The following is a 12,313-nucleotide window of genomic DNA, read 5'->3' on the forward strand; positions in this document are numbered from 1 at the left end:
CAGGCCGTCATCCCCACCGCCGACTCCCACATCTTCAACCAGTGCGGCCACTGGTCACAGGTCGAACGCGCCCACGAATTCAACCAGGTCATCAAGGCCTACCTCGCGCTGCACATGGCCAAGTAACCCAGCCGGCCTAATTCCGGGAAGCCCCGCCAGTCCACACCAGGACCGGCGGGGCTTCCGCGTTCCGGCCAACGGCATGAACCCTGCCCCTAACCGCACCACCCCCCATAGGCTGGTGAAAATCCTGCGGCCGGACGAGAACCTGCCGCACCACTGGGAAAGCCACCACGGGAGCCACGAAATATGCAGCTTTGGGCACGGGACATCGACCTGAAGGAACTCAACGACAAGGCAACGGGAACGCTGAATGCGACCCTGGGCATCGAAATCACCTCGTTCACGAAGGACACGCTCACCGGCCGCATGCCGGTGGACGAGCACACGATACAGCCGGCCGGGGTGCTGCACGGCGGGGCATCCGTGGCCCTGGCCGAAACACTGGCTTCCTGGGCCGGATCGCTAGCCGTGGACGCTGAACGTTTCCACGTGGTCGGCCAGGAAATCAACGCCACCCACCTGCGGGCCGGCAGTGCCGGGCAATGGGTCTACGGAACGGCGAGCCCAATCCACGTTGGCCGCAAGACCCACGTATGGGAGATCCGTATCAGCAACGATGCCGGCAAGCTTGTGTGCATTTCGCGCTGCACCCTGGCGGTCCTGGAGACCCCCGGCAGGTATGCGCGGGACGGCGAGCGCCCCGGCACCTGACGCCAGGGCGCACCCCTGGACCAAGGTCAGCCCTGGGAGCCGAACTGCGCGACGTGCGGCGCGGTGGTGGTGATATGGAGCAGCGCCTTGGCATCGGGCGTGCCGAAGGCGTGCTCGACATCGGCCGGGAAACGCAGGAAGTCCCCTTCGGACAGCTGCACCGACTCGGTCCCGTAGCGGATGTCGACCCGGCCCTCGATCGCATAGACCTGGTGGAGAGATCCGGTGCTCAATGTGGTGCTTTTGGCGCCCTCCAGCCTAGTCTCAACGGCCAGCAGCTGGGTGCGCACATAACCGGATCCATAGATCTGGTCCAGGTCCCGGGTAGAACCCTGCGGCCTGGGACTCCACTCCCCTTCACCATCGCGCCGCATGAGGACGGGGGATCCCCACTCGGTCAGCAGGCCGCTGATCCGGACGCTCAACGCACGTGCCACTTCCTCGAGCGTGCCGATCGTGGGGTTTCCCTGGCCCTGCTCGATCTTGGACAGGGTCTGCTTGGACACGCCCGCGCGGCGGGCCAGCTCTCCAAGGGACAACTCCCGTTCAGTCCTGATGCGCTGGATGTTCCGTGAGACCACGTTGTTCATCGCCATGCATCTATCGTCACTTATAGATGACAAATTGTCATGTTTGACATGCTCCGCTTTCCCCATGACACTGGTTACACGCCCGAAAACTCCCCAGTATCATTCGGGTGGCAACGTTGGAGGTTTCCCAAAATGTCCCTGAGTCCAGCCCAGCAACGCGATGATCGCACAGCAGTGGACAAGGCCATGTCGCTGCTTAATGCCTTCGGTCAGGATTCGGTGGGCGGAGTCGGAGTGAGCGAGCTGGCTCGGCGGGCCGATCTTTCCAAGTCAACCGCTTTTCGCCTGCTGGGGATGTTGCAGCGCAACGGGGCCGTGGAACGGGCGGGCAACGCCTACCGCCTGGGCAAGATGATCCTGAGCCTCGGCGATACCCAGGAATCGGCAGCGCACGGGCGGATGCGCGATGTGCTGACGCCCTATCTCGCCGACCTTTATGAACTAACCAAGCAAACCGTGCACCTGGCGGTGCTGCAGGGCACCGATGTCATCTACCTCAACAAGCTCTACGGGCATCTGCAGGTCCGCAGCCCCTCACGGATTGGCGGGATGGCACCTGCCTACTGCACCGCGGTGGGCAAGGTCCTGCTGGCCTTCGACTCCGCAAGCGCCGACGAGGCGCTGCGCAGTGAAATGTCGGCCTGGACCCCGCACACCATCACCGATCCGGAGGCGCTCCGGATAGAACTGGCCACTATCCGCAAGGAGCATGTTGGCTTCGATCGGGAGGAAATCCTGATGGGCCTCAATTGCATCGCCGCCCCCGTGATGGGCCCGGGAGGCAAGCCCGTGGCGGCATTGTCGATTTCCGGTCCCACCGGCAAGTTCATTCCCGACTCGCAATCCGAGGTCCTGCGCAAGGTCTGCTATGCGGCCTCGCGCGCCGTCGCCGCGGTCAGCGCACGCCAACGGCAGCAGCTTCGCCACGCGCAAACCGCATAGGGATCGGGGCAAGAAGGAACCGGCGGGTGTCTCTGGCGCGTTCATAGGCGCCGGCGACACCCGCCGGTCTTGGAGCAATGGCTAGAGGGTTGGAACCTCGTCGATGTTCCGCGACTCCTCGAGCACCCAGGCCGGCTCGGCGGTCAGCAACGCGAACGACCCGCGGTGCAGGTCGACCTCCACCACGAACCGGTACCCGGCCGCCTCGGCGATGCCAATGGTCTCAAGGTCGTCTTCCGCGCAGGCCATGACCAGGCGGCGGCAGGCGGGGTCGGCGTCCATCACGGATTCCGAGGCCAGCTGGATTGCCTCGGCCGGCGCACCCGCATGGGGAAGCAGCAGCCTGTCGCGCAGCCCCGAGGGGTAGGTGGCGGCGAATTCGGAATCCACGATCCGCATCACGTCCACCGTGGCCACCGGGTTCCCCTCCCGGCGGATCTCGAGCGTGGACTCGTGGCCCGGCGCGGCCGCCACCGCCTCGCAGGTCCATTCGGGGCCCAGTGCGTCGGGCCACCTGAGCAGGTCGACGTCGTCGTGGTCGTGGTCGTGCCCGGACATTACTTGGCCTCCAGGGTGTTGTTGGCCAGCAGGCGTACGGCCGGCTTGTCGAGCTTGCCCGACCCGTTGCGCGGGACGGCTCCCGTGATGATGAGCTGCTTGGGAAGCTTGTAGCGGGCCAGCAGCGAGGCGGAGAATTCGCGCACTTCCTCGATGCTCGGGACGGTTCCGTCGGCACAGCTCATGACCGCGACCACGGCCTCTCCCCACTGCTCATCGGCCACACCCACCACCGCGACGTCCAGGACGCCCGGGTATTCCATCAGCGCACGCTCGACCTCGGCCGGGTAGACGTTCTCCCCGCCGGTGATGATCATGTCCTTGAGCCGGTCGACCACGTACAGGAACCCATCGGCGTCCCGGTAGCCGATGTCCCCGGAGCGGAACCAGCCATCGGAGAACGCCGACTCGGTGGCCTGCGGATTGTTCCAGTAGCGCTTGGTGACATTGGGTCCCTTGACCAACAGCTCACCGGTTTGCCCGGCTTCCTCCACCTCGACCCCGGTCAGCGGGTCAACGACCTTGATCTGGGTGAACGGCATGGGCACCCCGCAGGAGCCCGGACGCTGGTGGGTCAGCTCGGCCGGAAGGTAGGTGGCGAAGGGTGCGGTCTCGGTCAGGCCCCACGCCTGCTGCACCTCCACGCCCTTGGCCTGGTACTGGCGCAGCAGGATCGTGGGCACCGGGGCACCGGCGCAGATCAGCGCGCGCAGAGATTCAAGCTTCGCATCGGCGAATCCGTCGGCCTGCGCCATCGCCGAGAGCATGGCCGGCACCAGGAAGGCCTGGTTGACCTTGTACTCCTCGATGTCCTTCAGCGCCTGCCGGGGATCGAAGGTGCGTCGCACCACCACATGTCCGCCGCGCACGATCACCCGGATGGTCAGCGCGTTGAGCCCGCCGATGTGGAAGAGCGGGGCCACTGCCAGGTTGGTGTCCCCGCGGCGGGTGTCCACCAGCGAGTCGACGTTGACCGAGTTCCACCAGATGTTGCCGTAGGACAGTTCCACGCCTTTGGGCTGCCCGGTGGTGCCGGAGGTGAACATGAGGATCGCCAGGTCGTCCTCGTCGGCGCCCTGGATGGCCGGTTCCGCGGCACCGGATACGCCCTCGCGCACCCACGCCGATGCCGGCACCCAGGGTGCGGCGATGGCGGCGGGGGCGGGAACGGCCGGGTCGTCGTCGATGAGCAGCAGGGCCATGTCGCCGGTCTCGACGTCCGCGTAACCAAGCATGGTCTCGATGGTCTCCCGGTGCCCGGGCTCGACGAAGAGCGCCCGCGGGGTGCACTGATCCAGCAGCCCGGCAATCTCGCGCGGCGCCAGGCGGAAGTTCAGCGGGACGAACACGGCCCCGAGCCACCAGCAGGCAAACATGGTGCGCATGAAGGAGACCGAGTTCAGCCCCACGTAGGCAACGCGCTCCCCCGGTGCCACGCCGGCCGCATGCAGCGCCGTGGCCTGCTCGCGGACTTCGGCGAAGAACGCGGCATAGTCCCAGGTGCGATCCTCGTAGGTGAACAGGAGCTGGTGGGGGAAGTAGATGGTTTGGCGTTCGAGGCCAACCACGGGATTCCGGTCGATGAAGTTCACAGGTGGTCTCCTCCAGCTGCCTGGGCGCCGAACCCGCGCACGGCAATGCCGCCGTCCGCGGGAATGATGGCACCGGTGATGTTGCCCGCGTTGGCCTTCGAAGCCAGCAGGACGTAGGACCCGGTGAAGTCCACCGGGTCGACCGAGGCGTGATGCAGCGGGATCAATGGGTTGTTCCCGGTGATCTCCGAGCGGGCAAACGATGCGGAAATGCTGCGGTTTTCCAGGCCGGTGGCACTCGGTCCGCTCAGGTCGGTGTCCATCCCGCCCACCGCCACGCCGTTGACCCGCACCTTGGGGGCGAGTTCGTAGGCTAGCTGGGTGACCAGGCCGCGTGCGGCGAACTTTGCCGCCGTGTAGACGGGGCCGCCGCCGGCCGGGTGGAACGAGGCGTTGGACAGGGTCATGACAACGGAGCCGCTGCTTGCCACCAGTTCCTTCCAGGCGGCCTGGACGGTGAGCAGGTAGCCCTTGACATTGATCTCGAAGAGCTCGTCAAAGCTTGCACCGAGTTCCGTGGGTGAGAGCCGGGTCAGGGAACGGTTGAAGTCCCAGATCCCCGCGTTGGGCACCACGATGTCGAGCTTGCCGAAGCGCGAGACGACCTCGGTGACCGCGGAGGCCAGGGAGTCGGCATCGCGCACGTCCCCGGCGATGGCCATCATCCGCGAGGGATCGGCCGAGGCATCGACGACGGTCTGCAGCTTGGCAGCATCGCGGCCGAAGATCGCCATGCTCGCCCCCTCGGCAAGGTAGCGGTCGGCCACCGCGCGTCCGATGCCGGAGCCTCCTCCGGTGATCAGGGCGACGTTGCCCTCGAGCCAGCCTGGCGGGGTGGTGCTCATGATCTGCTCACTCTCGTGTAATTGCATTGATGTGTGGGGACTGGAGGGACGGTGCCCCTGCCTGCGGGTCTAGAAGAAGGTCGACAGGTTCTTGGCCTGCAACACGTTGGCGTCGAAGAGGATCTCCCGCTTGGCGACCTTGAAGCCTCCGTCGGGCTGGACGCGCACCACGTCGGTGCGTCCGCCGGCGTAGATGTCGGTTTCGGTCTGCAGTCGGTTGCGGTAGACCAGGAAGGCGCAGCGCACGGTCAGCTCGTCCTCTGCGGTGTGCCGGACCATCACGTTGGAGATCAGGTGGCGGGTGCGCGAGGGCGGGTCCTCGGCCCAGGCCATGCCCGAGTCGTAGCGGCGGATGCGCCAGGCCAACGATTCCTTGGTCTCGTCGAAGTAGGCGGCCTCCCCCCGTTGCCCGATGGACAGGGCGGCCTGGCGGCGCAGCCGGTTGGTGCGCAGCGGGGCGAAGTAGAAGAGGTCCTCGTCGAAGATTTCCAGCCAGTCGGCAAAGCGCCCGTCGTCGAGCAGTTCGGCCTCGTGGAAATAGAATTGCGCCACGGCGTGGGTGAGTTCGACGTCGGCCAGACGCACCTGGAACTCGGTGCCGGTTTCCTGGGTCATGGTGTTTCCTTTGTCTTTGGATCGTTGCCGGGCGCCGCTAGCGCGCCAGTTTCTTCAGTTCGGTGGCCGGATCGGCCAGCGCGAGCGGATCGACCTTGATGCTGCGGTCAATGATGCGGCGTGCCGCCCTCACGGTCAGCCCGCCGTCGATCGCGGCGGCCCCGAGCATCAGGCCCGCCTCGTTGAGGCGGAAGGCGGCGATCGGGACCCCGTCCAGCAACCGCACGATGTGCTCGCCTTCCCCGTGCATCGAGCCCACGCCCTCGACGTGCACCCCGTGCCGGTCCGACCAGAACCAGGAGGCGCCGTGCACCGGCAGCTCCTGTCCCAGGATCGCGGCAGCCACCGAGGAACCGGCGTTCATGGCATGTTCCCAGTGTTCTGCGCGGCGCAGCAGCGTGCCGTCGGCCAGCCGGGTGCGGGCCGAGTCGCCCACCGCGAAGACGTTCGGGTGGGATGTAGCGCCGCGTTCGTCCACCAGCACCCCGTTGTCGGTGTCCAGGCCGGCGGCCTCGGCGAGTTCGGTGGCGGCGGTGATGCCGATGCCCACCAGCACCACGTCGGCGGCGATGGTTTCACCGGTAGACAGAAGAATGCCGTAGCCATCGGCGCCTTGGGTGATTTCCTCCGGGATGCCGGTGACGGTGCGCACCTGGTGCTCGGAATGCATGGCGTGCAGTCGGGTGGCCAGCATCTCGCCAATGGCCGGAACCAGCGGGATTTCCACGGGATCGATGAGGGTGACCTCGGCCCCGAAGCCGCGGGCCGAGGAGGCGGTTTCCGCGCCGATCAACCCTGCCCCGACAATGGCCAGGCGGACCCCGGGAGCCAGCAGGCCCCGCAGCGTGTCGGCATCTTTCTTGGTGCGAAGTTCCAGCAGGCCGGGAAGATCGCCGCCGGGGATGGACAGGCGGCGGGCGCGCCCGCCGGTGGCCAGCACGAAGCGGTCCGCGGCCAGCACGCTGCCGTCATCCAGCGTCGCGGTGCCTGCGTCCGGGTCCAGCGCGGTGGCGGTGCCGGTGATGACGGCGACGTTGTTTTCCTCGTACCAACCCGCCGGGGCCAGAGCGATTCCCGCTGCGTCCTGGGAGCCGGCGAGGTAGTCCTTGCTCAGCGGCGGACGGTCGTAGGGCAGGCCCTCGGGATCGATGATGGACAGCGTCCCGGCGAAGCCGCGGGCGCGCAGTTCCTTGGCGGCGGTGAAGCCGGCCAGGCCACCGCCGATGATCAAAACAGATTCGACGCTCATCGATATTTCCTTGGGATTCAGGGTGCGTGGGAGATGGTCTTGCGGTGCATGCGTCGGCGCCTAGGCGCCGACGACGCTCACCGACGGGTAGAGCAGCACGTCGTTGCCGGAGACCTCGACCTTGTGGGTGCGGGCGGCGCGGGTGGCGGGCATGCACAGGACGGTGCCTGACTTCAGGCAGAACTTGGCCGAGTGCACCGGGCATTCGACTTCGGTTCCCTCGATCCAGCCGTCGGCCAGCGAGGCGGTCTCGTGCGTACAGGTGTCATCGAGGGCGTAGAAGTTGCCGTCCTCGGCATGGAAGATCGCGATGTCCACGTCCGTGCCGTTTTCCTCGGCCGGGACGACCCGGGCCTCGCCCTCTTCGATGTCGTCGATGGTTCCGATGTTGATGGCTTCGCTCATGGCGTCCTCCTGGCGTGAAAAGTCTGTGCTTGTTGGTGGCAGTGGATGCCGGGGGTCAGGCTTGCCCACCGGCGGGAACCGGCGCGGGGTGCTCGTGCCAGGCGGGGGTGTTCATCAGTTCGGCCCAGTGCTTGTAGAAGCTGCGGCCGGCGGCGTCCGAGTAGAGTTCTGAGGTCTGGCCCGGGTACACGCCGTCCTCGCGCTCGGAGCCGATACCCATCTGGAAGTTCAGCGGCACCGAGTTGGTGACAAAGCCGCCGGAGATCGCCTGGATCTCCGACCAGTTCTCTCCATCGTCGGCCTCGAAGATGCCCGAGGGGCCGAAGGTGCGCAGGTTGTAGAGGCGCTGGGCGTCCTTGACATCGTCGGGCATTGACTTGTCCACCAGGATCCAGGCCCAGACCTCGATCTTGTTCGGGCCCTTGGGGTGCCAGATGCGGATCGAGCCGTTGATCGGCAGGTAGGAGAAGGACGGGAAGACCGTGGCGTGGCCGGTGGTCATCGGCCCTTCCACCGCCGCGTCGCCGAGGCGTTCGCGCAGTGCGGCGTAGTCATAGTGCTCGTGCACCGCTTGGGCGTCAAAGCGGGACTTGGGGTGCGTGGGGAATCCTGCGCCGTGGCCGTTGGGAGAGACGTACTGGCGCCCGGGGGTTGCAACGATCTCGGCCTTGGGGCCCTTGCCGGTCGGGGACATGACCATCAGTGCCGAGGCGTGGGACATGTTCACGTGGTACCAGTCGGTGGCGAACTGTTCTGCGGCGAGCTTCCAGTTCCCCTCGAGCTCCCACTTCATCACTCCACCCATGACCTCGGTGCCCTCGGGGTCGCGGTCCAGCATGGCGTCCATGTAGTAGCGCATGTCCCCCAGGGTGTCCTCGAGGTCCTCGGCGTCCTTGTCCCAGTTGGCGAAGAGCAGGCCCTTGTATTCGGACAGGCGCGGCACCTCGATCAGGCCCCACTGCTTCTTGTCGAAGTCCTCCGGGTAGGCCTTTTCGTTCGGCACCGTCTGCAAGGCGCCGGCCAGGTCGAAGGACCAGCCGTGGTAGGTGCAGGTGAACATCTTGGTGGCGCCGGCGTCGGCGCGGCACAGCCGCACCCCGCGGTGGCGGCAGGAGTTCAGGTAGGCGCGGATCGTCTTGGTCTTGTCCATGGTGACAATGACCGGGTCCTGGCCCATGAATGTGGTGAAGAAGTCGCCGGGTTTCTTGAACTGGCTGGTGTGCGCCAGGAAGAGCCAGCTGCGGGCAAAGATGCGGCGCATTTCCTGGTCGTAGATCCCCGTGTCCGTGTAGATGGACCGGTCAATGAGCCCGCCCTCGGCGTCGACCAGGGCCGAGACGTCAATGTTCTTCGGGCCGTGTTCGGGGCCGCGCATCTTGCCGATGGCAGCATTCGCCTCAGAGGGGCAGTTGTCCGTGGTGCTCATGTGGATCGTTTCCTCCTGGGCGCTCGCCGCCCGACGGATGATGGGGGTGTGGTCGTGCTCTCAATAAGACCCCAGGAGCCAGGCAAAGAGCCAACGCCCGTGCCGAACCCCAGCACGCACAACCCTGTCAACACGGGCGGCCCACGCATTTCCACCGGCTCAAATGCAATGTCCCGGCCACGACCACCCGGGGCTGCGGCCAGGACATATCTCGGGGAACCTGGCGTTCGGTGTGCTCCCATTTGGACGCCTTGAACCTCCGGTCCAGGCGTGGGCAAGGCGCGGTTGCCGTTCCACCCTGCGGCACGCGGCGTGGGAATCCCCGGGCTCGGCCAGCCATGCTTCCATGTGACACAACTCGCAATCACACCACGGAGTCACCATGGCAACCCATTCCCGCATCGGGCTGGACGCAACACAGCAACACCCTGAGGCAACGCCCAAGGAAACCCGTCGGGCACTGGTATCCAGCTTCCTGGGCTCGACCGTCGAGTACTACGACTTCCTGCTCTACGGCTCGGCTGCCGGGCTGGTCTTCCCGCACCTGTTCTTCCCGGAGACCATGGACAAGGGCCTGGGTACCGCGCTGTCCTTCGTGATCCTGCTGGCCGGATACATCGCCCGCCCCGTGGGCGGCGTCCTCTTTGGACACTTCGGCGACAAGTTCGGCCGCAAGAACATCCTGTTCATCACCCTGATGATGATGGGCCTGGTCTCGGTCTGCATCGGCTTGATGCCGACGTACCACACCATCGGTATTGCGGCCCCGCTGCTGCTGGTCCTGTTGCGCGTCATCCAGGGCCTGGCCGTTGGCGGCGAATGGGCCGGCGCCACGCTGATGGCCGCCGAGCACGTGAAGGAAAAGAACCGCGGCTTTGCTGCCTCCATCGCGGTGACCGGCGGCCCGACCGGCGCCGTGCTCGCCACCTTGATCCTGGGCCTCTTCGCGGGCCTGCCCGAGGAAGCGTTCCTGGCCTGGGGCTGGCGCATCCCGTTCCTGCTCTCCGCGGTGCTGGTGATCATCGGCCTGTACATGCGCTACCGCGTGACCGAGTCCCCCGACTTCCTCAAGGCCAAGGCCGAGGGCGCAACCCACACCGGGATGCCGCTGACCCGCGTGCTGCGCGACTACCCGAAGGAAACCATCTTCGGAATCCTGGCCGTGGCCGGACCGCTGTTCATGCAGGCCATGCTGGCCATCTTCATGGTTCCCTACGTGGTGGCCAGCGGAGCTGTGGACCGGCAGACCGCCTTGATGATGCTCACTGCGTCGTCCTTCGTGCACATCTTCGCGATCCCGTTCTTCGCCTGGCTCTCGGACCGCTTCGGCCGCCGCCCGGTCATGCTCGCCGGCGCGCTGATTTCCGTGGCCCTGGTCTTCCCGATGTTCGCGCTGTTCAACTCCGGGGTCTTCTGGATGGTGGCCCTGGGCTTCATGGTCGGCAACCCGATCATCCAGGCCTCCATGTACGGCCCGATCGGCGCCTTCCTGGCCGAAAAGTTCGACACCGAATCCCGCTACACCGGCGTCTCGCTGACCTTCCAGGTCGGCTCGGTGCTCGGCGCGGGCATGGCCCCGCTGATGAGCCAGTGGCTGGTCAAGCTGGACAACGGCGGCGGAACCAACAACATCGCCTGGTACTTCATCTTCCTGATTGCCGTCGGTGCCGCGTGCGTGCTGATGTCCAAGGAAACCCTGAAGCGCAAGTAATCCACCACACGGCACCTCCGCCATCCGGCGGTTGTGCTGCCAGATGGCACCCGGTTGTCCCGATCGGGTGCCATCGCCGTTAAGGTGGGAGCCAACTCCCCATTTCCCCCTGACTACTGGAGACACAAAGACCATGGCACTACCTGCAACCCTGTCCGAGTTCACCGCACGCTGGGACAAGTTCCGCGAATCACTGGGTTTCGAGGACATCACCTTCACTCTGCGCCTCTCCCCGCACGCCGTCACCGAGGACTCGATGAGTTTCTCGATGCCCTTGTGCGACGAGCTGGCCCAGGCCAATGGCATGTTTGCCGCCGCATCGCTCTTTGGCGCCGCCGACATCGCCGGGACCTTCCTGGCCATGAACGCCTACGCGGACGCCGGACAGTTCCCCTTGGCCGTGCAGTCGAACGTGAACTTCATGTCCAACTCCAAGTCCGGACCGGCGGTTGCCACCGCACGCATCCTGCGCGGCGGGTCCTCGGTGGTCGTGGCCGAGGTGCAGGTCGCCGATGCGGACGCCAAGGTGCTGGTGCACACCACCTTCACCTACGTGCTCAAGGAACGCCGTCTGGGCAAGTAGCCTCCACCGAAGCCGTCAGCGGGAAACCGGGTGCAGCAGCGAGCCGAATATCGCGCTGGCCCGCACCACCGCGGATGGCCAGTCGCGCGCGAATTCCTCGGGGTCCTCGGTGAACGCGTAACGGGTGATGGTCCCGGCAAGCAGCACCAGGGCGTGCTGCGCGCCGGGATCCGTCGGCAATTCGTGGGCCAGCAGCGCCGCCTGGTGCGGCTTGAGCCGTTCGATCAGTGCGGTGGCCACCAGCTGCTCGGCCGCCTGCACGTGCACATGGGTGCGTCGGCGCAGCTCGGGGAAGGCCCGCACCATTTCGCGCCGCCTCCGGAATCCCTCGCCGGCGTGGGTGCTCGTGTTCAGCACCGCGGCAAGGAGCTTGGCGGTGCGCGGCAGCACCTCCAGCTTGGAGGAGACGAAGTCTTCCCAGTCGGCCTCCGGCAGCCAGGGCTCGCGGGTGCCAAGCACCGCGTCCTCCTTGGTGGGGAAGTAATTGAAGAAGCTGCGCCGCGAGACCCCCGCGGCCGCGGCAACGGCATCGACGGTGGTCGCCGCCAGGCCCTTTTCAAGCACCAACGCCACCGCCGCCTCGTGGATCTGCGTCCAGTGGCGGTTCCGCCGGGCCGCACGTGCGCCCTCGTTTGTCTCGTCCATTCCTAAATTATGCACTAGTGCACGTTTAGCTACCATCGGTTGGTTCATTGTTTTCCCGGAAACCACGGGGCTTCCCCGGAAAACGTTGAATGATTCGTGCCGCTGTATGGAACAACAGCGTGCCTTCGTTCGGCGCGTGGGATGGAATGAAAGCAAGCAAAATCTTCAAGTCGCCAATCGAATGGAGCGCCAGGAATGCAACAAGCACTGATCGCGATGTCGCACTCTCCCCTGCTGGAGCACACCAACCCGCCGGAAGAGGTCAAGGCAGCTGTCGACGCCGCCTTCGAGCAGGTCCGTGCCTTTGCCAAGGAATTCAACCCGGACTTGGTCGTCAACTTCGGCCCCGACCACTACAACGGGTTCTTCTACGACCTG

13 protein-coding genes and 1 pseudogene are annotated in these 12,313 nt (G+C 66.0%); 5 read left to right on the forward strand and 9 right to left on the reverse strand.

What is annotated here, in order from left to right; genetic code table 11:
• Positions 1-309 precede the first annotated feature (309 nt).
• Complete coding sequence (locus ACIPUB_RS19510; RefSeq protein ID WP_407608899.1) at positions 310-774, forward strand: PaaI family thioesterase; 465 nt, start codon at positions 310-312, stop codon at positions 772-774.
• A gap of 26 nt (positions 775-800) precedes the next feature.
• Here the strand turns inward: ACIPUB_RS19510 and ACIPUB_RS19515 are convergent, their stop codons facing one another.
• The gene (locus ACIPUB_RS19515) at positions 801-1,370 is read right to left on the reverse strand and encodes a helix-turn-helix domain-containing protein (protein ID WP_407608900.1); all 570 of its coding nucleotides are present in this window, start codon (positions 1,368-1,370) and stop codon (positions 801-803) included.
• A gap of 126 nt (positions 1,371-1,496) precedes the next feature.
• Between ACIPUB_RS19515 and ACIPUB_RS19520 the strand changes: the two genes are divergently transcribed.
• Complete coding sequence (locus tag ACIPUB_RS19520; RefSeq protein WP_407608901.1) at positions 1,497-2,306, forward strand: IclR family transcriptional regulator; 810 nt, start codon at positions 1,497-1,499, stop codon at positions 2,304-2,306.
• A gap of 81 nt (positions 2,307-2,387) precedes the next feature.
• Here ACIPUB_RS19520 and ACIPUB_RS19525 read toward each other — a convergent pair whose 3' ends face one another.
• The 7 genes from ACIPUB_RS19525 to ACIPUB_RS19555 all read right to left on the reverse strand — a co-directional run bounded on the left by ACIPUB_RS19525 (position 2,388) and on the right by ACIPUB_RS19555 (position 8,996).
• Entirely contained in the window at positions 2,388-2,864 is a 477-nt protein-coding gene (locus tag ACIPUB_RS19525) for a hypothetical protein (RefSeq protein ID WP_407608902.1), read from the reverse strand.
• Complete coding sequence (locus ACIPUB_RS19530; RefSeq protein ID WP_407608903.1) at positions 2,864-4,456, reverse strand: acyl-CoA synthetase; 1,593 nt, start codon at positions 4,454-4,456, stop codon at positions 2,864-2,866. Before ACIPUB_RS19530 ends, ACIPUB_RS19525 begins: the two co-directional genes overlap by 1 nt.
• Entirely contained in the window at positions 4,453-5,301 is an 849-nt protein-coding gene (locus ACIPUB_RS19535) for an SDR family NAD(P)-dependent oxidoreductase (protein ID WP_407608904.1), read from the reverse strand. The genes ACIPUB_RS19530 and ACIPUB_RS19535 overlap by 4 nt, the downstream gene beginning before the upstream one ends.
• Positions 5,302-5,370: 69 nt before the next feature.
• The gene (locus tag ACIPUB_RS19540; RefSeq protein WP_407608905.1) at positions 5,371-5,916 is read right to left on the reverse strand and encodes an aromatic-ring-hydroxylating dioxygenase subunit beta; all 546 of its coding nucleotides are present in this window, start codon (positions 5,914-5,916) and stop codon (positions 5,371-5,373) included.
• Between the two features lie 37 nt (positions 5,917-5,953).
• Complete coding sequence (locus ACIPUB_RS19545) at positions 5,954-7,165, reverse strand: NAD(P)/FAD-dependent oxidoreductase (protein ID WP_407608906.1); 1,212 nt, start codon at positions 7,163-7,165, stop codon at positions 5,954-5,956.
• A gap of 60 nt (positions 7,166-7,225) precedes the next feature.
• On the reverse strand, positions 7,226-7,570 hold the full coding sequence (locus ACIPUB_RS19550) for a non-heme iron oxygenase ferredoxin subunit (protein ID WP_407608907.1): 345 nt from the start codon (positions 7,568-7,570) through the stop codon (positions 7,226-7,228).
• Positions 7,571-7,625: 55 nt separating this feature from the next.
• A complete protein-coding gene (locus tag ACIPUB_RS19555; protein ID WP_407608908.1) occupies positions 7,626-8,996 on the reverse strand; it encodes an aromatic ring-hydroxylating oxygenase subunit alpha in 1,371 nt (456 codons plus the stop codon).
• Positions 8,997-9,378: 382 nt separating this feature from the next.
• Between ACIPUB_RS19555 and ACIPUB_RS19560 the strand changes: the two genes are divergently transcribed.
• Positions 9,379-10,707, forward strand: coding sequence for an MFS transporter (locus ACIPUB_RS19560; RefSeq protein ID WP_407608909.1), 1,329 nt, complete (start codon positions 9,379-9,381; stop codon positions 10,705-10,707).
• A gap of 133 nt (positions 10,708-10,840) precedes the next feature.
• Positions 10,841-11,290 carry a PaaI family thioesterase gene (locus ACIPUB_RS19565; protein WP_407608910.1) on the forward strand — a complete coding sequence of 150 codons (450 nt, stop codon included), beginning with the start codon at positions 10,841-10,843 and terminating at the stop codon, positions 11,288-11,290.
• Between the two features lie 15 nt (positions 11,291-11,305).
• Here ACIPUB_RS19565 and ACIPUB_RS19570 read toward each other — a convergent pair whose 3' ends face one another.
• Positions 11,306-11,935, reverse strand: a complete 630-nt coding sequence (locus ACIPUB_RS19570; RefSeq protein ID WP_407608911.1) for a TetR/AcrR family transcriptional regulator — start codon at positions 11,933-11,935, stop codon at positions 11,306-11,308.
• 195 nt (positions 11,936-12,130) lie between these two features.
• On the opposite strand from ACIPUB_RS19570, the pseudogene mhpB reads away from it, so the two are divergent.
• A pseudogene (mhpB, locus tag ACIPUB_RS19575) lies at positions 12,131-12,313 on the forward strand (3-carboxyethylcatechol 2,3-dioxygenase); the annotation flags it as partial.

The sequence above is a fragment of the Paeniglutamicibacter sp. ORCA_105 genome (assembly GCF_045798545.1).
Classification (GTDB): Bacteria; Actinomycetota; Actinomycetes; order Actinomycetales; family Micrococcaceae; genus Paeniglutamicibacter; species Paeniglutamicibacter sulfureus.

Excerpts from the sequence above, each read along its gene's own strand:
- ACIPUB_RS19520 (WP_407608901.1), top strand. The coding sequence starts at position 1,497 with ATGTCCCTGAGTCCAGCCCAGCAACGCGATGATCGCACAGCAGTGGAC.
- ACIPUB_RS19545 (WP_407608906.1), bottom strand. The coding sequence starts at position 7,165 with ATGAGCGTCGAATCTGTTTTGATCATCGGCGGTGGCCTGGCCGGCTTC.
- ACIPUB_RS19550 (WP_407608907.1), bottom strand. The coding sequence starts at position 7,570 with ATGAGCGAAGCCATCAACATCGGAACCATCGACGACATCGAAGAGGGC.
- ACIPUB_RS19515 (WP_407608900.1), bottom strand. The coding sequence starts at position 1,370 with ATGGCGATGAACAACGTGGTCTCACGGAACATCCAGCGCATCAGGACT.
- ACIPUB_RS19525 (WP_407608902.1), bottom strand. The coding sequence starts at position 2,864 with ATGTCCGGGCACGACCACGACCACGACGACGTCGACCTGCTCAGGTGG.
- ACIPUB_RS19555 (WP_407608908.1), bottom strand. The coding sequence starts at position 8,996 with ATGAGCACCACGGACAACTGCCCCTCTGAGGCGAATGCTGCCATCGGC.
- ACIPUB_RS19570 (WP_407608911.1), bottom strand. The coding sequence starts at position 11,935 with ATGGACGAGACAAACGAGGGCGCACGTGCGGCCCGGCGGAACCGCCAC.
- ACIPUB_RS19560 (WP_407608909.1), top strand. The coding sequence starts at position 9,379 with ATGGCAACCCATTCCCGCATCGGGCTGGACGCAACACAGCAACACCCT.
- ACIPUB_RS19510 (WP_407608899.1), top strand. The coding sequence starts at position 310 with ATGCAGCTTTGGGCACGGGACATCGACCTGAAGGAACTCAACGACAAG.
- ACIPUB_RS19565 (WP_407608910.1), top strand. The coding sequence starts at position 10,841 with ATGGCACTACCTGCAACCCTGTCCGAGTTCACCGCACGCTGGGACAAG.
- ACIPUB_RS19540 (WP_407608905.1), bottom strand. The coding sequence starts at position 5,916 with ATGACCCAGGAAACCGGCACCGAGTTCCAGGTGCGTCTGGCCGACGTC.
- ACIPUB_RS19535 (WP_407608904.1), bottom strand. The coding sequence starts at position 5,301 with ATGAGCACCACCCCGCCAGGCTGGCTCGAGGGCAACGTCGCCCTGATC.